This window comes from Psychrobacter sp. UBA3480, from assembly GCF_002377945.1.
Classification (GTDB): domain Bacteria; phylum Pseudomonadota; class Gammaproteobacteria; order Pseudomonadales; family Moraxellaceae; genus Psychrobacter.
In genome coordinates this window covers 70,004-95,512 of sequence record NZ_DFQV01000017.1, presented here as the reverse complement: position 1 = coordinate 95,512, position 25,509 = coordinate 70,004, and the positions used below count along the sequence as shown (strand labels likewise).

The window sequence follows — 25,509 nt, the reverse complement described above, 5'->3', positions numbered from 1 at the left end:
TCAACACAGCTCAAAGGTGTTGAGCGTGATGCGATACGTCTATACGAGCTAATCTGGCGTCAATTTGTGGCGTGCCAGATGTTACCTGCCAAATATCTGTCAGTGAACCTGTTTGTCGGCGCAGACGATATCGAGTTAAAAGCCCGTGGCCGTACCATGGTATTTGATGGTTACACGAGAGTGATGCCACCAGCTAAGACTGACGATACCTTACTGCCTGATGTCAAAAAAGGCGATAAGCTAAATCTAGATAAGCTAGATCCAAGTCAGCACTTCACTAAGCCTGCGCCTCGCTATACTGAAGCCAGTCTAGTAAAAGAGCTTGAGAAGAAAGGCATTGGTCGTCCATCGACGTATGCTTCAATTATCTCAACCATTCAAGATCGCGGCTATGTGAAGCTTGAGAATAAGCGTCTATTTGCCGAAAAAATGGGTGATATCGTTACTGATCGATTGACAGCTAGCTTCCCAGACTTAATGGATTATACCTTTACTGCCGCGCTCGAAGACAAGCTCGATCATGTGGCAGAGGGTGATCAAGACTGGAAAGACGTGCTTGATAATTTCTATGGCGAGTTCAAAACGACTCTAGAGCGTGCCAAAGAAAAAGACGGCATGCGTCCAAACGATCCGACTGACATGCCAGATGTCCATTGTGATATCTGTGATCGTCCGATGCAGTTGCGCACAGGGTCAACAGGCGTATTCTTAGGCTGTACTGGCTATAATCTACCGCCAAAAGAGCGCTGTAAAGGCACCAAAAATCTAATGCCAGTCGAAGCATTCGCCAATCTAGATGATGCGGAAGGTGATGACGAAGCGGCAGAAGTTAAAGATTTGATGGAGAAAAAACGCTGTCCGAAATGTGGCACGGCGATGAATGGTTACATCGTAGATGGTGGTCTCAAACTACACATTTGCGGTAACAACCCTGATTGCGATGGTTATATTCTAGAAGAAGGTAAATTTGAAGTACCTGGTTCAGATGCACCAACCATTGATTGTAATAAATGTGATGGACAGATGGAGCTTAAAACAGGACGCTTTGGTCCGTACTTTGCTTGTCAAAACTGTGATAACACACGCAAGGTACTAAAAACCGGTGAAGCAGCGCCGCCACGTATGGATCCAATCCATCTGCCAGAGCTAAAGTCGACCAAGCACGATGATTATTTCATTTTGCGTGAAGGGGCGGCTGGGATGTTCTTAGCAGCGTCTAAGTTCCCAAAAGTGCGCGAGACACGTCCGCCAAAGCTGGCTGAGCTACGAGAAATTAAAGATAAAATGGAAGATAAGTTCCAGTATCTGTTTGCAGGACCAGATGAAGATCCTGAAGGTAACCCAACCATCTTGCGCTGGTCACGTAAGAAAAAAGAGCAGTATATCGGCTCTGAAAAAAACGGCAAGGCCACACGTTGGGGTGTGTACTGGCGTAAAGGTGAATGGGTAGAAGAGTAACTATTGTGAAATCCAATATAGTGCTTTTATAGCGTCAGACTCATTCAATGTACTACAGGTACGATTTGCATTGGTCTTTCTTGTATTAGCTTAAACAAACCTAATAGTTACTTCCAATAAAAAACCCTCTTATAGTTTAAGAGGGTTTTTTTGTGCTTATAAGATTTCTTTTAAGCCATTTCTACGTTTGCAAACCTAGCTTAAGTCTATAGGTTTGGACAGTATTAGTTTTTTACGATGATACCGCAACCAATACGATCGCCTGCATTACCTGAAGGCTGACTGGTATAGTCGTCAACGCCAGCATGTACGATAAAGGCCAAACGATTTACGCTGTATTTACCTGCTTCAGTCGCTGCGATTTTCTTATTCACATAGTTAATAGTAGCAACACCATCTTCATTAGCAGTTAAGTTTGGCAAGTCACCAGCATGACCATTCATGTCATCTGGATTAGAGTGTGGCTTGTTGTCTGGGTTGAAATGACCGCCTGCTGCTTTACCCATGACGTCACAGCTGCCTGTTTCGTGGATATGTAATGAGACAGTTCTACCTGGCTGTAAGTTAGTGAGTTTACCGTAAACTTGGACGCCGCCATCAACTGGACGTAAGAAAACTTGACCGACTTCTTTCTTCTTACCATCTACTGTTTGTATGGTTGATTTTAGCGTTGGCTGTGCTAAAGGATTACCTGTTTGCATTTGGCTTTCTACCGTTTGGCAACCAGTCATTGCTAACGCTGAACCGCATAATAGGGTACTTGCAAGTAATGTCTTATTCATTATTATCTCCAATTGTTTGAGTTGTTATTTTTAATCTTCATTAAAGCCACGAATATCTATCGTTATTGTTCTATAAAATCGGTGTCAATATTCGTTAACATCGGAGTCAGTATAGCCAAGCTAACTCTATAGTTATTCATCAAATGCGCAACAATCAGTTAATAAATGTAAGTATCGTATGGGTTTGAAAAACGAAGTAGCATAAATAATTTTGAAATTAAATGGCTTTAAATGTGTGAGAACCCTATTAAGAAGGCTACGAACTGCAAGCAAATAAACAATAAACAGGCATAAAAAAAGCCGCCCATCATTGTGATAAGCGGCTTCCTAATCTATAGGACGAGTTTAATAAAGGTTCAATTAATTATGCAGTGCTTTACCAGAGGTTTTATCAACGGTCACTTTGGCAGGTTTGATTGGTGTTGGCATACTCACCAAAGCAACCTTTAAGATTTCTTCAATCGTAGCAACTGGCTGAATGGTTAGGCCTTCTTTCACGTTATCAGGGATATCAGCCAGATCACGCTCATTAGTCGCTGGGATTAAGACGTGCTTGATACCGCCGCGATGTGCCGCCAGCAATTTCTCTTTAAGGCCGCCGATGCGTAATATCTTACCGCGTAAGGTAATCTCACCTGTCATCGCAATATCTGGACGGATAGCGATACCTGTCAATGCAGAGACTAGCGCTGTCGTCAGTGCACCACCAGCAGATGGGCCGTCTTTTGGCGTGGCGCCTTCTGGCATATGCACATGGACGTCTGTTGTTTTAAACGTCTCGTAATCAATGCCTAAGCTATCACCGCGAGCACGAACCACACTCATAGCCGCGCGAATCGACTCTTTCATCACATCGCCGAGTGAACCGGTAAAGCTAAGCTCGCCTTTACCTTTCATACCGACCGCTTCGATGGTCAATAGCTCACCGCCGACCTGAGTCCATGCAAGACCAGTAATACGACCAATCTCAGGCTCTTCTTCAGCCAGACCATAGTCATACTGATGCACACCTAGATAGTCATCGATGTTCTTGTCATCGACCGTCACTAGCTGACGTTCTGCTTTTTTCGGAGCGCGAGCACCATGAGTTTCAACCGAACCGCGAACCACTTTACGGCAGATTTTATTTACTTCACGCTCAAGGTTACGCACACCTGCTTCACGCGTATAGCTACGCACGATGCTATGCAATGCTGCTTCAACAATCTCAATTTCACCTTCTTTGAGACCATTTTGCTTAATCGCTTTTGGTACTAGGTATTTCTGTGCGATATTGACCTTTTCTTCTTCGGTATAACCTGGCAGACGAATGACTTCCATACGGTCAAGCAGTGCAGGCGGAATATCCATGCTGTTGGCAGTACAGATAAACATCACTTGTGATAAATCTAAGTCCATATCTAGATAATGGTCGTTAAATGTATCGTTCTGTGATGGATCCAATACTTCAAGCAATGCTGATGCTGGATCACCGCGGAAGTCTTGCGCCATCTTATCGATTTCATCCAATAAGAACAGCGGGTTTTTGACTTCTACTTTTGCCAATGACTGAACGATTTTACCTGGCATTGCACCGATATAAGTACGGCGATGACCACGAATTTCTGCTTCATCACGTACGCCACCAAGTGCCATACGCACAAACTTACGACCAGTGGCACGGGCAATTGATTCACCCAACGAGGTTTTACCGACACCTGGAGGACCGACGAGACATAGAATCGGACCACGAAGTTTCTTCACCCGTGATTGCACAGCGAGATATTCTAAGATACGGTCTTTTACATCTTGTAGACCGTAATGGTCTTCGTCTAATACCGTCTTCGCTTTGTCTAAATTGATAGATACTTTAGTCGTCGCATTCCACGGCGTGTCCAAGATCCATTCGATATAGTTGCGTACCACTGATGATTCGCTTGATGCAGGTGGCATCATTTTGAGCTTTTTAAACTCTTGCTCAGCTTTTTTGCGCACGTCTTCTGGCAAGTCAGCATCTTCTAAACGCTGCTCTAGCTCAGCCACATCATCTTCACCATCGAACGCGCCGTCATTCATATCTGACAGCTCATTTTTGATGGCTTTCATCTTTTCATTTAAGAAGTATTCGCGCTGATTGTCTTCCATTTGCTGACGGACAGCATCTTGGATATCCTGCTCGATGTTTTGCTCAGCACTTTGCTTGACCAGATATTCAGTCAAAGTATTGATATGCGTTTTGATATCGTCTTCTTCTAGGAAAGACTGTTTGATATCAAGGTCCATCGACACACGAGTTGAGATGAAATAAACCAACTCAAGCAAGTCGTCAATACGTTTGGCCACACGAGTCAGCTCACGTGCATTGCGAAGTCGCGCATCTGCATAGCTTTCGAATAATGTAGTTAATGCTTGAATCGTATTTTTCTGTTGGCTTTCATCCATGCTGACATCAAGGTCGGCACGTTCAAATCTTGCCATCAATAAATCGTCATGGCCTTCTATATTATCAACACGAGCGCGGTATTGACCTTCGATCAATACTTTAATGCAGTTCTCGTCGCTGTCATGTGGCATGGTGCTGACGATGCGACACACTGTACCGTACTGATACAAGTTACCTTGATCAATATCTTCGGTCAGTGAGTCTTTTTGCGCGACTACCAGTACTTTGTTGCCATACTCAGCTTGTGCCAGCTCAACCGCTTTCACCGATGGCGCACGTCCCACAAACAATGCAATCTGCATGTGTGGATAGACGACGACGTCTCGTAATGCTAGCAGTGGCAGATAGCTTTCATCTTCATTGTCTTTGACAGCGTTGGATGAGGCATTTGACGCATCCGTAGATGAGCTTTCTGTCTCATTATTCGCGTCAGCACTGATATTAGCGTCAGTGTTAGTATTTACATCAGACGTCGTGTCAGTGTTCAGGGCAGATGATACATCGATGTCGATGTTGTCTTTATCAATATTATGTTCACTCATATGTTTTTCCTCGTTCCCCAGACTTGTAAAGTCAAGTTCGTGGTTCATGTTTAGATAAATGGTGCTCACGAAAAAAATTGCAAGGCTGATTGGTGAAGTCGTCTGCTTATCTTTGTTAAATAGTTGTCTGAGCGCCCAGTAAACGACGGCATTAACGTCGGTAATGATATGTCGTCAGGAGTATGAATGGTCTATGACTGGTCTATAAATGATAAAGACAGTCAGAAATTAGAGAAGAAGGTTTGAATGTATAGGTAGCATTTGGCTGTCTGTATTGATGCCTAATCGGTTCTATGCGTAGGCTTTATACCCAAAATAAGGTAAACTGGCGCGCGTCTAAAACAGGCTCTCATATTGAGACGTTTTAGACAACAGGGCGATATTCATTAGTTTCAATATTCATAGGTCTCATTAAGACCAAAGTATAAAGAACAAGGGGCAACACATGGCCATCAATGCAGTATTGCTAGCAGTTATTATTATGCTAGGACTGTCACTTTCGCGAGTGCACGTGGTGCTCAGTTTATTAATCGGCGCGCTGGCAGGTGGACTGCTGGCAGGGCTTGGTATTACTGATACGCTTAATGCTTTTCAAGAAGGCATCCGTAATGGCGCAGAGATTGCGCTGTCGTATGCACTGCTTGGGGCGTTTGCGGTAGCGATTGCTCATTCAGGTTTGCCGCAGTCATTGGCAGGCGCGGTCATCAAGCGTATTGATGCTGCTGGTACGAGTGGCATGATTAAGTACATGCTGTTTGCAGGCCTCATTACCATGAGCTGCTTTAGCCAAAACTTAATCCCTATTCATATTGCCTTTATTCCGCTACTGGTACCGCCATTACTACTAGCATTCAATCGCATGCAGATTGATAGACGCCTGATTGCTTGTCTGATTACGTTTGGACTGGTCACCACCTATATGTTTATTCCTTATGGCTTTGGTGATATCTATCTCAATCAGATTATGCTAAAAAACGTGGGTGAAGCGGGCATTGATGTTGCTAATATTTCTGTGGTGCAAGCCATGGCGATTCCTGCATTGGGTATGCTAATTGGTTTACTGGTTGCTGTATTTATCAGCTACCGTAAGCCACGCGCATATCAGCAGATTGCGATAGATCAGCAAGCGCATGATGCCGTAGTAGAAGGCGATGCCTTAAGCAAAACTGCCGCTGGTGCACAGTCGCAAAGCAAGCTAAAGACACTGGTTGCACTGGCTGCTATCGTGACTGCTTTTGTGGTGCAGTTATACACCGACTCGCTACTACTTGGCTCAATGTTTGGCTTCGGTGTGTTTATGGCGACCGGCGTGGTGAAGTGGCGTGATGCTGATGGCGTCTTTAATGACGGTATCAAGCTGATGGCGATGATTGGCTTTATTATGATTACCGCGCAGGGCTTCGCTGAAGTAATGAAAGCGACTGAGCAGATTCAGCCATTGGTCGATGGGGCAGCGTCACTGTTCGCTGGTAATAAAGCGATGGCGGCATTTATTATGCTACTAATCGGTTTGATTGTGACCATGGGTATTGGTTCGTCATTTTCGACCATTCCTATTTTGGCTGCGATTTATGTGCCGCTGTGTATTTCATTAGGGTTCTCGCCGTTGGCTACTGTGGCGATTATCGGTACGGCTGGCGCACTTGGAGATGCGGGTTCGCCTGCGTCAGATTCGACATTGGGGCCAACCTCTGGTCTAAACATCGACGGTCAACATGACCATATCAAAGACAGTGTGATACCAACATTTTTGCATTACAATATTCCGCTACTGGCATTTGGTTGGATTGCAGCGATGGTGTTGTAGGTGATTTGGTCAGCCCTTTAAATCAATCCAAGTACCCAACAAAAAAGACGCTTATCGGTAAGCGTCTTTTTTTTGCATTAGTTATAGGACTGTTAGAATAATTAAATTAGACGGTTATCTTAAGTACCGATATCTTGCTTTATACTTTCTATATTTTTGCGCAACAGGTATACGAAAAACAGCGTAATGAAGGGGTCATAAACACGATCTAGTCTCAAATCACCATTGATGTATTCAACAATAGCCAACGCAAACAAAGACAGCAGAATAAAAGAAAAGCATTGAGATATAGGAACCAAAAAACGTAGAAAAGATGTGCTGCTAAAGGGCTTTATATGACGTATTTCAATATGGGTGCTAAGCGCGAAGGTATAAAATGCTGCAAGCGCTAGCAAAAAGGTTCTTAGTTCAACGAAATCAAAGCCGTTGTAATCATAAATATAAGCCGCAGGCGTGGCCAAGAGTAATAGCACGAACAGATAAAAACAAACTTGTAGCGAAGCGGGCGACATAAACTCTTTTTTTACTTTGTCCACGATCAACGACCTATAATGTAATGATAATTATTTGCGATAAGTATAATTTATAGGCCATGTAGAAACAATAGTTTGGCAATAAAAAGCAAGCGTCGATCAAATCAAACCACTCTATAACCGCGTTTCTTCAAATTGTGCTCTATCAGTTATATATGTGTTATTCATCAAAATCTTTTATCTCACCATTCAAAGTACTCAAAAACGCATCGCTTTGCGCTAGCAGTTCATTTAAGCGTTCTTCATTGACGAGCCGTGTCATCTCATCAGCACTAAAGGGCTGTTCTTGACTGTAGTAGCGTTGCTCTCTAGCGTCCTCGTTGCCTAATGTTTGCAAATATTCATCCACACTGTCTGCAATGGAATCAGCAGCGCTAGAGTTAGCATCCATCGCTTGCTTATCATCTTTCATCAAAACCACCTTATGCCGCTTGGCGTAATTAAGCCATCTAATGGCACATCCCAAGGCTGCCGTTGTAATTGTTCTACTACTTGGAAATCATAACACCAGCCAATTTTTAATGGTTTCTTGGCCCCTGACCGATAGATTTTTCCAAGCGTTGTATCATAAAACCCGCCACCCATGCCCATACGGTTGCCGTTTATGTCGACCGCCACCAGTGGGCAGATAATGACATCCAATTCGCGCGCCCAAAGTAGACGGCGATGATGGTTTTGCTTCATACCTAACCGATGGATACGCGTCGGTATGTTGAGTAATTTTGAGTGATAAACAGGTACAAAGCGCAGGTGTTTATCATCATTGCCATTGCTAGTACGACCAAGTGAACCAACAACTGGCAAATAAGGAAAATAGCCTAAGCGTTGACACCAATCCAATAGTGGCTGGGTAGGTAGCTCACCAAAGCCATCGTAATATAGTCCAATGCGCGCATGTGTGGGCAATCGCTGCTGTAGCTTAGATAGATGCAAGCTTGCAGACTGAGCAAGTTGTCTACGTTCTCCATCGCTCAACTGACGGCGTTGGCGAGTAAAGTGTAGTCTAGGCGGATTGCTAATGACAGATTCAGATGTTTCAGTATTTTTTGAGTCACCATTATTTGAATCAAGCCTATTATGCTCAGGCCGTATTGGTTTGGGGTGCATGGTTTCAGAGTGCATAATTTTAGAGTGCATAGATATCTTATCCAATGAAGTATCAGATTGGTGGTGACAGACGTTTTTAGACATTCGTTCTTAGGCATCGCTCAAGGCTATTTGTGAATATTCAACACGTCCTAGTCATGCTATCATAACGCCACTTTACATCGTATTTCCGTTTATGTGCAGCAGTTGTTGCACTTTTTATCGTTCAGTTATTTAACAACAAACCAGTAAAGAGGGTAGTTATGTCGACACAGAATCAGGCAACTCGTACCGAAAAAGACACCATGGGCAACGTAGAAGTCCCAGCTGACGCTTATTGGGGTGCGCAAACTCAGCGTAGCCGCGAAAACTTCAAAATCGGTGGCGAGACTTTGCCGCGTCCAATGATTGAAGCGATGGCACTGGTCAAAAAAGCCGCTGCGATTACCAATGCAAGCTTAGAGCGTATCGAAGGCGACAAGCGTGATCTCATCGTACAAGCCGCTGACGAAATCATCAATGGTGGTCTGGTCGATCAGTTCCCATTGGTTGTATGGCAGACAGGTTCTGGCACCCAGTCAAACATGAACATGAACGAAGTATTGGCCAACCGTGCTAACGAAATTGCTGGTTCTGAGCGTGGCAGCTATACGCCAATTCACCCAAATGACCATGTGAATCATGCACAGTCTACCAACGACAGCTTCCCAACGGCGATTCGTGTGGCAGCTGCTCGTCAAATCAACAGCTTGTTGATTCCAGCGGTAAAAGCACTACGCGATACGCTAGCGGCAAAAGCCAAAGAATTCGATAGCATTGTAAAAATCGGTCGTACACATTTGCAAGACGCCACGCCTTTGACCTTAGGCCAAGAGTTCAGCGGCTATGTAAGCCAACTTGACCATTCATTGACTCGTATCGACAACGCGCTACAAGGTCTATATGAATTGCCACTAGGTGGTACTGCGGTTGGTACTGGTCTAAACGCCCATCCTGATTATGCCGTAAAATCAGCTGAGCAACTAGCGACTTTGACTGGCTTGCCATTCGTTACGTCACCAAACAAATTTGAAGCACTAGCCGCTCGTGATGCAGAAGTATTCGCTTCAGGCGCACTAAAAACACTAGCAGGTAGCCTAAACAAAATCGCTAACGACGTACGTTGGTTGGCATCTGGCCCTCGTTGTGGTCTTGGCGAGTTGACGATTCCTGAAAATGAGCCAGGCTCTTCTATTATGCCAGGCAAAGTAAACCCAACTCAGTCAGAAGCAATGACCATGGTTGTCGCTCAGGTCATGGGTAACGACACAACCATCAGCATGGCTGGCGCATCAGGTAACTTTGAGCTAAACGTGTATAAACCAGTTATCGCGTTTAACTTGTTACAGTCTATCAAACTGCTTGGCGACGCTTGCAACAGCTTCAACGAAAACTGTGCCGTTGGTATCGAGCCAGTAAAAGACAAAATTGATGACTTCTTGCATAACTCATTGATGCTAGTAACGTCATTGAACCGTCATGTTGGTTATGAAAACGCTGCAAAAATCGCTAAGACGGCTTATAAAGAAAACAAAACTTTAAAGCAAGTGGCGGTTGAGTTAGAGCTACTAACTGAAGCGCAGTTTGATGAGTGGGTCATTCCTGCTGATATGGTACATCCTAAGTAAGCAGTAGACAAAATAACGACCTGCTACGGTGTCAGACTTGCTTAATGTATGATAAGTACAATTTGCCCTCGTCTTTCTAGTAGCAGCATCATATTTGTTCCACTGAGAATTTAGAAATAAAAAGACCTTGTCACTTCTTATAAGAGTTATAAGAGAATGTGGCAAGGTCTTTTTCATTATGGAGTTAGACTACTTTTTCTAAGAAATTATAATAGAGTACTATTTAAATAATAATTTAAAACTATTGTACTTACAGTACATTCTTCAGGTATAGAGAATATTAGCTTCAATCAGTACGAGGTGACCATAATACTTTGGCATGCTTTCCTTCGCCTTTAGAGATTTTTTTTCGAGCAATAAGTTGCCCTTCGAAAGTAAAATCTTCAGATATCTTTATTATTAAAAGTTTATTGAAATGACCAGCACGTTTAACTCTAACTTCATTATTGCTTTTTTCAGGAGAGATAGTTTTTACTTCAATAAAGTCGTTACCAATCTTCCCATCAGAACCTTGTGCATGTTTCTTATGTCGCTTAATACCATATTCAATTTCAGCATATAGCTCTCCGAGTTCTCCCCAAATTTGTAAATAACGATTCGTTAATCTAAAGAAAGAGGCTGCGTTATCGACTAAATTATTAAAAATAACAATTAGCTCAGGGTCAATTTCTGAAGGTTCGAAGACAGATTCATCTATTTTCTTCCAATCATCAGAAGAATAACCTAGTTCGTCTATGTCAAATTCATATGATCTATATTCGTATGGATTATATCCACAAGTAGCAGCATCTCTTATCTGGTCGGGGCTATAACCCTCTTGATGCATATCGTATAAAAAATCCCAGTCGCTCATACTTTACTTTTCCTAATTGATTATCCACAATTTGATTAGTTGTAAAAAGCCAAGCAAAATGGTCGGCCTTTTTCATATCAAACATCTAATCTCAATTAAAACTTATAAAGCAAACCAAGCGTCGTCGCTGCTTCAGTACGTGAGTCGACCATTGGGCTATCGTACTGCTCATTCGGTACATAGCTCACGCTTTGATTGGCGAATCCTGCCCAGCGCTCATTAAAGTCATAGTTGGCACTAATATTGATATACGGATTCAAGCTAGAGTTAGATTTATACGCATCAACGCCCGTTTTCGCGGCCTCTTTTTCACTGACACCATAGTAGTACTCGTTGTAGTCAGCATCATGATATTCAAAGCCAATACTTGGATAGACCGTTAGCTTGCCTTTAGTAATTCTAGAAAGGTAAGTCAAGCGAGCCGTGTTACCGCCACTACGATCTAATACATCAGCGCCTATTTGCGCGCGGATGCCGCCAATAGCTGTACGACGCTGATAGCTTAGACCTGCTTCTGCTGATGATTTACGCTCATCCAAGCCTTGCAGTGCGCCATTGGCATCATCAGGTTCAAACTCAGAACCTGCAAGCTTGGCATAGGCAGACAGCTGATTGACACCATCGTTGATCAGATACGCACCAGCTTGCGCACCGCGTACATAGACTTTGTTATTGTCATAAAATGCACCTGGTAGCACGCGCACTTCAGTACTGTCTTCGAGATCATAGGCTGATTTGACCGCCATGACATTGACCCCAACGCTGAGCTCAGCATCTTTGTCAGTCGGCAAGTTGTCATTAAAAAGTGCGGCGTTAGACATGCTAGCCACACCAAATAGTGCAGTAGCGGTGAACGCGCTAAACATAGTACGTGTAGAGATATTAGGTAGCGCTGCAAGTTTTAACATAATTGGATCTCGTAAGTGAGTATAAATAACTGAGTGGTGCGATTAAGCAAAACGTGTTTAAAAGGGCAAGCTATAAAATGAATCAGTAATATAGGTCAGTATGCTGTTTTTGGAGTCTATATAGCAATGATAGATAAGTATGAGCATTTACTCAATGGCTTTTAGTACTTGCAGTAATTGCTGATGAATATCTTGCCACCACCAGACGAAGCCAATGCTAATAAGTAACATCGCAAGCCATGGTAATAGTTGCCAAATAATGGAAGGTTTTTTAAGTGCTTCGGGTTTAATACTATTATGAACAGCTTCATTACTTAACGGTGAATTGTTAGCAGTAATGCTGTCGGCACTATTGTTAGTATATATGTCTGCCGTATTCGTTTCATTGTTGGCAAACGCAGCATCTTGCTCGGTTGAATTAGCATCAATGTGAGGCGATTGTTCGATAGAAGTAGCGTCATACGGGCTTTGGTTATCAAGTTGATTATGATACTGGCCACTATACTGACTATTATAGGGTGTGCTGTCATGAGCACTATATGAATAGTTGGTTTGATAAGCATTTAACGTGCGCTGCTGCTGAATCGCTGCATTTTGCAGCGCGACTGCTAGACGCTGACGGTAGCCAATCGCAAAAGCCAATGCAATCACTAGTCCCGTGATTGCGCCACCGATATGACCAGCATTATCAATACCTGGTACGGCAAACCCATAGACGAGGTTGATGCCCATAATAAAGATTAGGCTTTGAAGATTGAGTACCATGCCATTGACCGATATTTTAAACAGTGCAGCGATTAATAATGCCGCACCAATGCCCATGATACCACCTGATGCGCCAGCTGAGAGTCCAGGCTGTCCCGTACCATCCAATATACTTTGCCATGTGACATAGCTGTTGAGTAAGTTACCACCGATTGCTGCCAACAAAAATAACGCCAAAAATTTGGCTGAGCCAAACATCGGCTCGGCAATCTGCCCAAAGAAATACATGGCAAACCCATTAAACAATAAATGCATCAGACCAATGTGCAAAAACGCACTACTGATCAGTCGCCAAGGATCATCACCCATGGTAAAAGGTAAGGCATTGGCACCCCATTTGAGCAGTGCCTCAGTGGAGGGGTTGTTGGCATCAACACCTGTCAATATCTGCATAATAAATAGCCCAATAAAGCTAGCTAAGAGCAGGGTAGTGACGGGCGCTATTTTTAATAGTTGTTGAATGGTCATAAAAGCGAGATATCATCAAAATGTTGTATATATAGTATAAAGGGTATGGTCAGATAATGTTATTTATCCGCAGGTCATCATGGTACAAGTTTTCATACTCTTTATGGCTGATAGCTTTTAAAACTAGCAAGCTCTTAGAAATCGAAAGTTCTTAAAAACGGATAGCTCTAAAAATGACCAACTTTAAGATTCTCATAAGTACCTTTTACCAAGATATCATCCGTAACTTTATTGATATCAGTATGACCGCAGAATGCCATTGAGATATCACACTCTTTATAGATGATTTCAAGCGCGCGGCGTACGCCATCTTCACCATAAGCGCCCAATCCATAGAGAAAAGCGCGCCCAATCATCGTGCCTTTCGCACCCAGTGATATCGCTTTTAGCACATCTTGACCAGAGCGAATGCCACTATCTAACCACACTTCAATATCGCTATTCTCAGCATGGACGGCTTGTACGATGTCAGACAGCGCAGAAATAGAAGACAGTGCACCATCTAATTGACGGCCTCCATGGTTTGAGACGACCAGTGCATCAGCACCGCTACGGGCCGCCATGATGGCATCTTCAGGTTCCATGATACCTTTGATGATCAGCTTGCCGCCCCACATATCTTTGATACGCGCCACATCATCCCAGCTCAAACGTGGATCAAACTGCTCTTCTGTCCATGAGCTCAATGATGACAAGTCTTCAACGCCTTTGGCATGACCGACGATATTGCCAAAGCTACGACGTTTGGTGCCTAGCATATTCATACACCACTGCGGCTTGGTCATTAGGTTCATGATGTTAGTAAGCGTCGGTTTAGGCGGTGCAGACAAACCGTTTTTGATATCTTTATGGCGTTGACCCATGACCTGCAAGTCGGCAGTTAATATTAGGGCTGAGCAATTGGCATCTTTTGCCCGTTGAATCAAATTGGCCATATAGTCTTGATCGCGCATGACATACAACTGAAACCAAAACGGTTTGCTGGTATGAGTGGCGATATCTTCGATAGAGCAGATGCTCATGGTCGAGAGGGAGAAAGGCACGCCAAATTTTTCAGCGGCACGTGCGGCATGAATCTCGCCATCTGCCCACATCATACCAGTGAACCCAGTTGGAGCGATGGCGACGGGCATATTGACGGACTCACCAATCATTTGTGTTGCTAGACTGCGATTGTCCATATCGACCAATACTCGCTGGCGCAGTTTGATACGGTCAAAGTCAGTTTCATTACTACGATACGTGGTCTCAGTCCATGAGCCTGAATCGACATAGTCATAAAACATGCGCGGCACTTTACGCTTAGCGACACGGCGTAGGTCTTCAATCTCTGTTACTTTCTTTAATACTGGTTTTAAATCTTTCATGATTTCTCACCACTTTATCATCGTAATTGGGCGTCTTTGTTATAGGTCTAATGCTATTAAGCGAGCAGCTGCTGCAAATCCATCACCGAAAACGGATAGTTTAATCGTTTGGATGGCGTCAAAATCACAGGGATAGTTGTGGCAAATTTCATCATCAGTGCCTCATCAAAGTCTGCAATATCGATATATTGGTAACTAATCGGTTGTACTGCCTGAAACTGAGTAATTATCTGCTCAGCGATATCACATAAATGGCAGCCCGAGGTGCCCAGTAGCCACCATTGATTGTTATTTTCAGCGGTGTTGAGGCTTGGATTTGCTGCAATAACACGCGCTCGTAATACTTCTATATTATCATCGTACATGGTTAGTCTCTTATCTTCATACTGATTGCAAAGCGCTGATGCTCAGCACGCGCTTATCTAAAACATAAAATACTTTAACGGTCATTACATCATAAAGAAGTGGGGTAAATAATGACAGCGATTGTGAGATTAGGTAAGATGACCTGCTATTGATCGTTATTAATGACTAATGCTCAACAGTTAATGATTGGCTATACATAGCCCATTTATAATCACTGATTCTTAGTTGATGTCTCATAGTCATTGATAGAGTATCAACCTTATCTTATTACTTTTTTAACCACTCGGATATCGCGCATGGCAAGTTTTGGCACATTTATCAAACGTCTGTTATTGGCAATTATGCTATTGGTTGTCGCATTCCATATATTGGTCGTTGGGCTACTATTAATTTGGAAAACACAGCCAATTAACAACAGTATGTTTATGTTGACGCATCGCCTAACGGGCGGCACAGTCACTCAGACATGGGCTGAATATGATGCGATTGCCAAACCTGCCAAGCAAGCGGCGATTGTGAGTGAAGACTCGACATTTAGTCAGCATAGTGGTTTTGATTTTAAAGGTATCAAAGCGGCGCAAAAGAAAAATGAAGAGACAGGCAAAATGTCTGCTGGCGGCTCAACGATTACTCAACAATTGGCAAAGAACTTGTTCCTCACTTCGCATCGCTCTTATGTGCGTAAAGCTGAAGAGGCTGTCATCACTGTGATGATTGAGACCTTGTGGGACAAGCAGCGCATTATGACCGCTTACCTAAATGTGGCGGAGTTTGGTAATGGTATCTATGGTATAGACGCGGCAGCGCATCATTATTTCGATAAGTCTGCGGCCAATCTAAACCGAGATGAGTCAGCGCTTCTGATTGCGATGCTTACCAATCCAAAGTACTACGAAGACAATCAAGGCGATAAGCGTTTACGTAACAAGCAACGTATTATCAAAAAACGCATGAAAAATGCCGTATTACCGCAAGCAGCTTCATAAACATAAAGCATGAGAGTTGGGCTAGGGCGTGTCCTCATTTTAAAAATGGTGATAAAAATGAGATAAATTGCCGTCAAACAAGGAAAATAGTGCAGATAATATCGAGATATTGACCAACTATTTGACGATATTTGGCAAAATTTAGCTGTTTTTAGCCCATTTAGAGGACACTCGTTTGAATTGAGGACACGCCCTAAATTATAGGATTGAATGTTGTAGGCTCGGCTATTTCAAATAAAACTAGGATATACCCTAATAAAGACAGAACGATAAAAGATGATGGCGTATCGATAACGCAAAAGGAGTAGTGACGTGGTAGAGATGACTAGTAATCAGGGCAGTGGTGATGTTAACGATATGATTGACGTTAATAAGGTCAACGAGGGCGCTAATGACAATATTGATAAAGACATTAGTGTAGATAATAGCCCAAATAATTTAGCAGAAATTGAATGGCAACGCTCAGCAGATGGCAGCTATTCACCGAGCAGTTATATCAATCGTGACTTGTCTTTACTACAGTTTCATCTGCGAGTATTAGCGCAGGCATCTAGTTCGCGTCACCCACTGCTTGAACGCTTATTTTTCTTGATTATTTTTTCATCCAATCTTGATGAATTTTTTGAGATTCGTGTCGCTGGCATCATGCAAAAGCTCAACATCGGTGATGTGTCGACCAGTGCTCATGGCATGCGTCCTAGCGAAGTGTTAAACGAGATATCTATTATTACTCATGCTGCAATCAGCGAACAGTATCGTATTCTCAATGAAGATATCCTGCCAGCGCTTGCGCTCGAAGATATTCGCTATCTCAAACGTGATGAGCTAAACGCTGAGCAGTCTGCATGGATGAAGCGCTATTTTACGGAGCAAGTCGTACCCGTATTGACACCGATTAGCATTGATCCGGCACATCCATTTCCGCGTCTTGTAAATAAAAGCTTAAACTTTATCGCTACCTTGGAAGGTAAAGACGCCTTTGGACGCGATATTAACTTAGCGATTGTGCCTGCGCCGCGCAGTCTGCCACGTGTGATACGCCTGCCAGATGAGCTGACTGGTGGCAAAGAGCATCATGTGATGCTATCCGCTATTATTCATGAGCATATCGGTGAGCTATTCCCTGGAATGAGTGTAACTGGTTGTCATCAATTTAGGCTGACACGTAATGCCGATTTAGATTTGGCCGATGATGTCGAAGATATTGCCAAAGCACTAGAAGGCGAGCTCGAAAACCGCCGCTTCGGTGATAAAGTACGTCTTGAGGTCACAACCGATTGTCCAACGCATATCAGTGAGTATCTGCTCAATGAGTTTGAGCTGCATGACAATCAGCTATACCGTGTCAATGGCCCAGTCAACTTAACGCGTTTGCTGTTTGACTTTAATATTCCTGCGCTGCGCTACCAGCCATTCACTCATGTCGTGCCAAAGGCATTTCGCCGAGAAATGGATAAGTCAGATAAATCGACCAGTATGTTCGCTGCCATGCGTAAAAGCGATGTGCTGGTTCATCATCCTTTTCATGCGTTCTCACCGATTATTAATTTACTTTGGCAGGCTGCCAGCGATCCTAAAGTATTGGCAATTAAACAAACGCTATATCGCTCAGGCACCAATTCAGAAATTGTCAAAGCACTTGCCGCCGCTGCTCGTAATGGCAAAGAAGTTACTGCTGTTATTGAGCTGCGAGCGCGTTTTGATGAAGCATCTAATATTGCAGTTGCCAACTATCTACAAGAAGCAGGCGCGGTCGTGGTCTACGGTATCGTCGGTTATAAAACTCATGCCAAGCTCATGCTCATCGTACGCCGCGAGGAAGACCGAATCCGTCGTTATGTCCATTTGGGCACTGGTAACTATCATGCGGCAAATGCCAAGGTTTACACCGACTATGGTCTGTTTAGCGCTGATCCTGATATCTCAGAAGACGTTCACAAAATATTCCAAGAGTTAACCGGCATGGGTAAGCCTGCCAACCTCAAAAAACTGCTACATGCACCCTTTACTTTGCATGAGAAATTGATGAGCTTTATCGATGATGAAATCGCTCATGCTAAAGCGGGCAAACGTACTCATATTATCATCAAAGCCAATGCGCTCACTGAGCGCCGCCTCATTGATAAATTATATGATGCCTCGCAGGCAGGCGTTAAGATTGAATTAATTCTGCGTTCTATGTGTTGTCTACGTCCACAAGTAAAAGGACTCTCTGAAAACATCACTGTGCGTTCTGTTATCGGTCGGTTTTTGGAGCATACGCGCGTTTATTATTTCTACAACGATGGCGATGAGCGCTTGTACTGCGGTAGTGCAGACTGGATGGATCGTAACCTGTTCCATCGCGTAGAAGTGGCATTCCCGATTGAGAATAAAAAGCTATTTAAGCAGATTTATCAAGATGGCTTAATTAACTACTTACAGGATAATACGCAAGCGTGGACACTTGATGGCACTGGCGTTTGGCAGCAGTTACAGCCAGCAGCAGGTGAGGAGCCACACGTCGCACAAGAGCATTTATTAAAAACGATTAATCGTGTTGAAGAGTCTAGTTGATTTGCAAAGATACCTTTAGGCAATAATCAGCTATTCAATTATCTATCTAACCAAGCATTGGTAAATACTGGTGCTTGGTTTTTTTGTGCTTATCAATTGCAAAAGTTACAAACTGACTTGCAACCTCACAATTATTCACATATTGATACGGCAGTACACTGGTGCATTACCCAAGGTCATACCTATAATTAATATCAATTCTGACGCTATTTGATAAGTATTGGTTATTCATTTGAGCGTTGGTACAATCTTGAAACATATATCTATTTAATATTTCAAAACCATGTAATCAAATCATAAGAATAGGAAATAAATCATGAGTACTACTAACGATGACAATTCAGATATCAAGCAAGCTGCAGAACAGGTAAATGGTCAGGAAGTTGAGAAGAACTTAGCAGAGAATAAAAAGGTTGACGCTCCTGAATCATTAAGCGAAGAAGAGCAAACACCTTTTATCGATGATGATTTACGTACTGATAAGTAATCTACGACATCAAACATCAAATTAATAATTAATAATAACCAATAATAAAGCGAGGGATACGCCATGACTATGCAAGAACCTGTAGCAACAGAAGCAGACACAGAAGAAAAGGTAATCGTAGATGACCCTGCTGCTAACGAATTAGAAAACCCTAAAGATAGCTACGCAGGGCGCAAGCACAAGCCTGAAATCGATGGCCCTGAGCAAGACTCACAAGAGACTGACGAAGTTTATGCTGATCCACGTAAAGAAGAAGACCTTCCAGCAGGTGGCAAGAATGCAGCAGAACTAAGTGCCTACGACTTGAGCCAAAAAGGTAATGAGTAAAAGACTATATATAACAGCCGGCTAACCAAATCGATAAAATTATAAATATAAAAAGAGGATATGATAATGCAAGCCAAAGACTCAGCAATAGATAAGGTGAAGGTACTAGGATCTGACGATCATAGTGCAATTGAAAGAAATACTACTGAGAACAAAGGGACCGATACTTTTGATGAATCTGTTGTCGACTCAGAACACGTAAATGATAATGACAATCCAGCGCGCCAACCAGATCGTCGTGATCAAGAAGGTAGTACCGCATTTGATGACAATATCAATGAAGATACTGTCGGTAGTGCAGCACCAAAGAGTGAGGGTATTAATGATTTAAATCGTTATGCCAATATTGATAATGCACAAACCCGTATTTTAAATCCTGATGAAAAAGATTAGATAGGTTTAAATCTCGAAAGATATATAGCGTTTCTGGGGTTGGACAAGTAATTATCATAGTAGGGAGTACCAATGAATAACTCAAATAACGAAAGCGTCAACAACGATCATAAACTAAAAGATGCAGATGATAATAATGGTATTGTCCCTGATGATTCATTACAAAAAGCAAATCCAGCTGCAGCAGAAAAGGCTACGGAAGACCATGATCCGCATAATGTCGCCAAGAGCAACAAACAGTATGATAGTCCATTGATGGAAGATAAAAAGTAAGAATTCACTACATTAATAGCTATTAGTATTTGTACATAAATAGGCATTTGTACATAGATAAAAAGGCACTGTGTTTGGTAAGAGTATATAACTCGTATCAAACACAGTGCCTTTTTTGTTTCCTACATTTTTTTTCTACATTATATAGGTAGATAGGTTTAAGTAAGGCGTGGACTTTAAGCAGGTGTACCACTATGAAAGCGTAGCTCAGCATCTGGGCTACTTATTAGTTCAGCCTCTACTTCTTTAAAGAAAGCGACACGCTCATCGATATTCTCGTCCGATAATGATTGAGCGAGTGCAAGATAGTCTTCAAAATGACGACTCTCTGACTTGAGTAGATAACGATAATACTTCGCTAGGCGTTCATCATCGATGACCTCGGCCAACGCTGCAAAACGCTCACAAGAGCGCGCCTCAATAAATGCCCCAATTATCAATACATCGACCATCGCTGCTGGCTCGTAAGTGCGTTTGTGCTTCAACATACCTTTAGCATAGCGTCCAGCACTCAGATATTTCCACTCTTGACCGTGCTCATTCATGATGCCCAGTACTTGCTCGTAGTGCAGCATCTCTTCACGTATCAGCTGTGCGAGTTTACGTTGCAAGTCATAAGAGAACTCATAACGAAATATCAAATTCATCGCAGTACCAGCGGCCTTTTTTTCGCAGTTGGCATGGTCTTGAATAATCATAGGTAGGTTTTCAATCGCAGCATTTACCCAAGATTGCGTGGTTCGAGCACCTAAAAAGTTATAAACAGGAGATAGGTCTACCTTTATAGGAGTGCGCAGATGCGTAATATCGATGCTATCTTCTTCAGGCAGCTCTTTTTCGATTAGATCTGCTTCAGCACTATTATTTACAGTTTGAGAGATATTTTCTTCGACAGATTTTTTCTCGATACTATCGTTATTTATAGTATTTAATGTTGATTGTAATGTTGCGATGTTTTGTTGATTGATAGTCATAGTCTAAGGAAGCTTTATTTATGAATGGTAATACGAGTAATTATATCGTTAGTCTGACCTAGATACGATGCTAAATAACTGACAGTCATCAATAGGTGTTTATTAATAGATAACGGTTAAGCATAATTAAAGGTATTAATGATTACTTACTGTTTATATTGGTTTTGCTGCATCTAATTTCTAAGTGATGATTATAGCTCCTAGAGTAAGCCACTCATACATTATCATTATTAAACAGCCTAAGTATTTACTTAGTGAATGGTGTTTCCTTGTTAATTTTATTATTTGATAGTAGGATGAGATTTTGCTATTTAAGCATTTCGTCTTACTTTTATGATGTGCTATTAGTAAAGAGCAAACCTGATATCAATAGATTACCTTTTATTAGAACATAAAAATTGTAGATATATCTTTGTAGAAAAATTAGAGAATCAAAGATTCCACAATGAATGAGATATGAACGTTTAAACCTCACAAGATTAAAAAATCTTAAACAGTTACTGTCACAACTCAGTATTAGTACCCCTCACGAACAGATAAGGATAACAATATGAGCCAGTCTTCTAACACCAATCGTATTCAAAAAGGCAGTCTTGCCATCGATCAGCAGTTATATGACTTTATTGAAAACGAAGTGCTACCGAAAGTCGGTGTGGATTCAGACGATTATTGGTCAGGTTTCGAAAAGGTTATTAAAGAGTTTACCCCGCGCAATAAAGCACTATTGGAAACTCGTGACAAGATTCAAGCGCAAATTGACCAATGGCACTTAGATAATCCTGCAAAAGATGGTGAAATCGACTATCCAGCTTATAAGACATTCCTGCAAGAAATTGGTTATCTGCTACCTGAAGGCGAAGCGTTTACGGTTGATACCAAAAACGTCGATGACGAAATCGCGCACATCGCAGGGCCGCAGCTGGTCGTACCAGTTCGTAATGCTCGTTATGCGCTTAACGCGACCAACGCGCGTTGGGGTAGCTTATACGATGCTTTGTATGGTACCGATGTTATCAGCAGTGATAATGGACAAGAAGCGGGCGGTAGCTATAATCCTACTCGCGGTGCTGCTGTTGTCGCTTACGCTAAAGCCTTCTTAGATGAGCACTTCACACTAGCATCTGGTTCTTACAATGATGTGACTGGCTTTAAAGTAGTCGATGGCAAGCTAGAAGTCGTACAAGGTGATAGCAGTACCGAGCTAAAAGATACGGCTAAGTTTGTCGGCTTTGTCGGTGACGCTGAAGCTCCTACAGGTGTGCTGTTGAAGAACAACGGCTTGCATGCTGAGATTCAAATCGATAGCAACCATCCAGTTGGTAAAGATGATCCAGCAAACATCAAGGACGTACTACTTGAGTCGGCTATGACAGCCATTCAGGATTGTGAAGACTCAGTCGCTGCGGTAGATGCAGAAGAAAAAGTCGAAGTCTATCGTAACTGGCTTGGCTTAATGAATAGCGACCTACAAGAAACCTTTGAAAAAGGTGGCAAAACCCGTACACGTAAGCAAAACCCAGATCGTGAATATAACACACCAGATGGAGGCAAGCTGATCTTGCCAGGTCGTTCGTTATTATTAATTCGTAACGTCGGTCACTTAATGCAGAACCCTGCCATCTTAGTCGATCTAGGTGATGGTCAAGAGCAGATATTTGAAGGCTTAATGGATGGCTTGATCACGCCACTATTATCACTTAATGATATTAAAGGTAAAAACGAGCTATCAAACTCGCGTCAAGGCTCAATGTATATCGTGAAGCCAAAGATGCATGGCCCTGAAGAAGTTAAAATGGCCAATGACTTATTTAATGCGTCAGAGGATCTGTTAGGTCTAGAACGCAATACGCTCAAAATCGGCATCATGGATGAAGAGCGCCGTATGACGGTCAATTTAAAAGAAGCAATCCGCCAAGCCAAAGAGCGCGTTATCTTTATTAACACAGGTTTCTTAGACCGTACTGGTGATGAGATGCATACCAGCATGAATGCAGGTCCATTTGTACCAAAAGGCGAGATGAAGTCGCAAGCATGGCAGCCTGCTTACGAGCAATGGAACGTCGATATCGGTCTAGAGACAGGCCTACAAGGTCGCGCACAAATTGGTAAAGGCATGTGGGCCAAGCCTGATGAAATGAAAGAGATGATGGATACTAAAGCCGCTCATCCTAAGTCTGGTGCTAGCACTGCGTGGGTACCATCACCAACGGGCGCTACCTTGCATAGCATACACTATCATCAAGTAAGCGTGGCTGATGTACAGGACACGCTAAAATCACGCAAGCGTGCTAGCTTGGATGACATCTTGACCATCCCATTGGCGAAAAATACCGATTGGACTGACGAAGAAAAGCAGCAGGAGCTTGAAAACAATGCTCAAGGTATCTTGGGTTATGTCGTACGCTGGGTAAATCAAGGTGTTGGTTGCTCCAAGGTGCCTGATATCAACGATGTCGGTCTCATGGAAGATCGTGCTACTTTGCGTATCTCGAGCCAACATATTGCCAACTGGTTGCATCATGGCGTGGTTAGTGAGCAGCAAGTGATGGATACGATGAAACGCATGGCCAAGGTCGTCGATGAGCAAAATGCAGGCGATGATGACTATCAATCAATGGCAGATAACTTCGATAGCTCTTATGCATTCAAAGCCGCCTGTGATTTAGTCTTTAAAGGACGTGAGCAGCCTAGTGGTTATACTGAGCCATTGTTACATCAAGCACGTTTGGATCTTAAAGCCAACGCTTAGAACAATAGATTAAATATGACAGGCATTTGAGCATACTTGATGAGCAAGTATGCTAGTCAGTCTTGCTCATTTGTAACTAATGAATTTGCTCAAATAGATTATTAACTTCTTAATTAGCGCTATTTATTTTTTAGTAAATAGCGCTTTATTTTGGACTATTATTCGATGTTTATTATAAAAATTTAAGAATATTAGTAATCATATTAACCAATATTATTCGTATCTAATTGAGTAAGCGGAAGTTTTTTAACAATCGTTCAAATAAAATGAAGGGTCTGTTATTTGATAATGGATGTATCGAAAAGGCAAAAAAATATGTTGCAAATTATGTCAAAGTTGTTATGCTTGTACTCGAAGTATGAGTTTGGTAACCGATGTTACGCAATGGAAGGATAAAAACTAAAGATTACATGGCAGTTACTTTTTTAATCCCAGTTATGTAAATCATGGTTTTTTTCATCTTACTGTAATAGAACTTCGCCACACTTGTTTCTGACTAATCTCGGTAGCCAGTTACACATTATATCTTTGAGGATTTGTGACGATACCATTATGGGCGCCAGCTAATAATAGCTTGCTCATTACTACAATTGTAAAGTGGAGATACCCCATGAAAAAACTACTTTTAGCTACAGCCGTTGCTGCTCTATCTGTTTCTGCAGCCAATGCCGCTCCTACCTTATATGGTAAAGCGTTTGTTACTGCTGATTATGTAAATGCCGAAGTTGATTACCCAAATGGTGATGCTCGTGCAGACAGAGAGTCTGACTCAGTACAGATCAACTCCAACTCTTCACGTATCGGTATCAAAGGTTCTGAAGCGATGACGGCAAATACTGACGTCATCTATCGCTTAGAGTATGGTACTCGTGTTGACGGTGATAGCGATGGTTTCTCTAACCGTGATACGTATCTTGGTGTTGTAAACAAGCAGTTCGGTGAATTCCGTGCTGGTAAAAACCAATCTACTTTAGATAAAATCAACAACGTAGTCGTTAACGATGGTTATTGGGATAACCTAGGTGGCAATAAACTTGAAGATAACGAAAACTATGGTGGTTTGAATATGGCTGATAGTAGCCGTATCAACAGCTCAGTTATTTGGATGTCTCCAAAATACAACAACCTACCATTACAACTTTCTGTTATGTATAGTGCTGACGAAAGCTTTGTAGAGGATAGTGATGATCGTAATAGTGGCTTTGGTGCTGCGCTAATGTTTGACCAAGGTACTGGCTTCACTGCTGGTGTTGCGTACGATAAAGACCAAAACATCAATGGTGATATCATCCGTGGTACAGCAACTGTTGATCTAGGTAAATACATGGCAGCTCCTGTAACATTAGGTGCTCTATATCAAGTAGCTGATTTTGACTATGAGGGTGATACCGAAAAAGAGAAAGGTCTAGTAGTTAGTGGTGCATTAGGCTTATCTAACTTTGCTCGTCCAGCAACTGTTTATGTTCAGTACAACAAAACTGACAACCTAGATGGTGTTGACAACTTTGACTCAGATCAAATCGTTGTTGGTGGTAAATACTACTATCAAGATAATATGATTGTACATGCTTATGCTGGTAATAACTCAGCTGACCTTGGCAATACTGATGCTGACGTACTAGCTATCGGTGGTGGTCTAGAGTACTTATTCTAATCTAACCATTAGAATCTAAATAAAAAACTCATCCTTCGGGGTGGGTTTTTTTGTTGTATGTATTATTTGTGACAAAAGTCTACCGC

22 protein-coding genes are annotated in these 25,509 nt (G+C 42.4%); 11 read left to right on the top strand and 11 right to left on the bottom strand.

The annotated features are described in order from the left end of the window. The coding region (locus B2863_RS06575) for a DNA topoisomerase (RefSeq protein WP_296208437.1) at positions 1–1,458 on the top strand (1,458 nt) is incomplete at its 5' end. 224 nt (positions 1,459–1,682) lie between these two features. On the opposite strand, the gene B2863_RS06570 is transcribed toward B2863_RS06575, so the two are convergent. Next, the gene (locus B2863_RS06570) at positions 1,683–2,240 is read right to left on the bottom strand and encodes a superoxide dismutase family protein (RefSeq protein WP_057761216.1); all 558 of its coding nucleotides are present in this window, start codon (positions 2,238–2,240) and stop codon (positions 1,683–1,685) included. 360 nt (positions 2,241–2,600) lie between these two features. Beyond that, a complete protein-coding gene (lon, locus tag B2863_RS06565) occupies positions 2,601–5,204 on the bottom strand; it encodes an endopeptidase La (protein WP_296208435.1) in 2,604 nt (867 codons plus the stop codon). A 445-nt stretch (positions 5,205–5,649) separates the two neighbouring features. Here lon and B2863_RS06560 point away from each other — a divergent pair, with 445 nt between their 5' ends. Further along, the gene (locus B2863_RS06560) at positions 5,650–7,011 is read left to right on the top strand and encodes a Na+/H+ antiporter family protein (protein ID WP_101205176.1); all 1,362 of its coding nucleotides are present in this window, start codon (positions 5,650–5,652) and stop codon (positions 7,009–7,011) included. A 119-nt stretch (positions 7,012–7,130) separates the two neighbouring features. On the opposite strand, the gene B2863_RS06555 is transcribed toward B2863_RS06560, so the two are convergent. The 3 genes from B2863_RS06555 to B2863_RS06545 all read right to left on the bottom strand — a co-directional run bounded on the left by B2863_RS06555 (position 7,131) and on the right by B2863_RS06545 (position 8,681). Then, complete coding sequence (locus tag B2863_RS06555; RefSeq protein WP_296208432.1) at positions 7,131–7,547, bottom strand: hypothetical protein; 417 nt, start codon at positions 7,545–7,547, stop codon at positions 7,131–7,133. 157 nt (positions 7,548–7,704) lie between these two features. After that, the gene (locus B2863_RS06550) at positions 7,705–7,956 is read right to left on the bottom strand and encodes a hypothetical protein (protein WP_296208429.1); all 252 of its coding nucleotides are present in this window, start codon (positions 7,954–7,956) and stop codon (positions 7,705–7,707) included. Next, the gene (locus B2863_RS06545; protein ID WP_296208427.1) at positions 7,956–8,681 is read right to left on the bottom strand and encodes a 5-formyltetrahydrofolate cyclo-ligase; all 726 of its coding nucleotides are present in this window, start codon (positions 8,679–8,681) and stop codon (positions 7,956–7,958) included. The genes B2863_RS06550 and B2863_RS06545 overlap by 1 nt, the downstream gene beginning before the upstream one ends. 212 nt (positions 8,682–8,893) lie before the next feature. On the opposite strand from B2863_RS06545, the gene fumC reads away from it, so the two are divergent. Next, positions 8,894–10,297, top strand: a complete 1,404-nt coding sequence (fumC, locus tag B2863_RS06540; protein WP_102092240.1) for a class II fumarate hydratase — start codon at positions 8,894–8,896, stop codon at positions 10,295–10,297. 286 nt (positions 10,298–10,583) lie between these two features. Here the strand turns inward: fumC and B2863_RS06535 are convergent, their stop codons facing one another. The 5 genes from B2863_RS06535 to B2863_RS06515 form a co-directional block, all read right to left on the bottom strand. Continuing rightward, entirely contained in the window at positions 10,584–11,150 is a 567-nt protein-coding gene (locus tag B2863_RS06535; RefSeq protein WP_296208422.1) for a hypothetical protein, read from the bottom strand. 95 nt (positions 11,151–11,245) lie between these two features. After that, positions 11,246–12,058 carry a MipA/OmpV family protein gene (locus B2863_RS06530; protein ID WP_296208419.1) on the bottom strand — a complete coding sequence of 271 codons (813 nt, stop codon included), beginning with the start codon at positions 12,056–12,058 and terminating at the stop codon, positions 11,246–11,248. Between the two features lie 147 nt (positions 12,059–12,205). Beyond that, entirely contained in the window at positions 12,206–13,291 is a 1,086-nt protein-coding gene (locus B2863_RS06525; protein WP_296208417.1) for a rhomboid family intramembrane serine protease, read from the bottom strand. Positions 13,292–13,458: 167 nt separating this feature from the next. Beyond that, positions 13,459–14,658, bottom strand: coding sequence for an alpha-hydroxy acid oxidase (locus B2863_RS06520; RefSeq protein ID WP_296208415.1), 1,200 nt, complete (start codon positions 14,656–14,658; stop codon positions 13,459–13,461). Between the two features lie 56 nt (positions 14,659–14,714). After that, positions 14,715–15,023 carry a glutaredoxin family protein gene (locus B2863_RS06515; protein WP_296208413.1) on the bottom strand — a complete coding sequence of 103 codons (309 nt, stop codon included), beginning with the start codon at positions 15,021–15,023 and terminating at the stop codon, positions 14,715–14,717. Between the two features lie 297 nt (positions 15,024–15,320). Here B2863_RS06515 and mtgA point away from each other — a divergent pair, with 297 nt between their 5' ends. From mtgA to B2863_RS06485, 6 genes are all read left to right on the top strand, one after another. Next, entirely contained in the window at positions 15,321–16,010 is a 690-nt protein-coding gene (mtgA, locus tag B2863_RS06510; RefSeq protein WP_296208411.1) for a monofunctional biosynthetic peptidoglycan transglycosylase, read from the top strand. Between the two features lie 321 nt (positions 16,011–16,331). Next, positions 16,332–18,566, top strand: a complete 2,235-nt coding sequence (gene ppk1 / locus B2863_RS06505) for a polyphosphate kinase 1 (protein WP_296208597.1) — start codon at positions 16,332–16,334, stop codon at positions 18,564–18,566. Between the two features lie 316 nt (positions 18,567–18,882). Next, on the top strand, positions 18,883–19,053 hold the full coding sequence (locus tag B2863_RS06500; RefSeq protein ID WP_185156594.1) for a hypothetical protein: 171 nt from the start codon (positions 18,883–18,885) through the stop codon (positions 19,051–19,053). 63 nt (positions 19,054–19,116) lie between these two features. Further along, complete coding sequence (locus tag B2863_RS06495; protein ID WP_296208406.1) at positions 19,117–19,380, top strand: hypothetical protein; 264 nt, start codon at positions 19,117–19,119, stop codon at positions 19,378–19,380. 66 nt (positions 19,381–19,446) lie between these two features. Then, positions 19,447–19,773: a hypothetical protein gene (locus tag B2863_RS06490; RefSeq protein ID WP_296208403.1), complete on the top strand. Its 327-nt coding sequence runs from the start codon at positions 19,447–19,449 to the stop codon at positions 19,771–19,773. A 72-nt stretch (positions 19,774–19,845) separates the two neighbouring features. Then, entirely contained in the window at positions 19,846–20,046 is a 201-nt protein-coding gene (locus tag B2863_RS06485; RefSeq protein WP_296208400.1) for a hypothetical protein, read from the top strand. A 176-nt stretch (positions 20,047–20,222) separates the two neighbouring features. On the opposite strand, the gene B2863_RS06480 is transcribed toward B2863_RS06485, so the two are convergent. Continuing rightward, a complete protein-coding gene (locus tag B2863_RS06480) occupies positions 20,223–21,020 on the bottom strand; it encodes a tRNA-(ms[2]io[6]A)-hydroxylase (protein WP_296208398.1) in 798 nt (265 codons plus the stop codon). 550 nt (positions 21,021–21,570) lie between these two features. On the opposite strand from B2863_RS06480, the gene B2863_RS06475 reads away from it, so the two are divergent. After that, on the top strand, positions 21,571–23,769 hold the full coding sequence (locus tag B2863_RS06475) for a malate synthase G (protein WP_296208396.1): 2,199 nt from the start codon (positions 21,571–21,573) through the stop codon (positions 23,767–23,769). Positions 23,770–24,379: 610 nt separating this feature from the next. Further along, positions 24,380–25,423 (top strand): porin, encoded by a 1,044-nt coding sequence (locus B2863_RS06470; RefSeq protein WP_201548205.1) that lies wholly within the window; start codon positions 24,380–24,382, stop codon positions 25,421–25,423. Positions 25,424–25,509 lie beyond the last annotated feature (86 nt).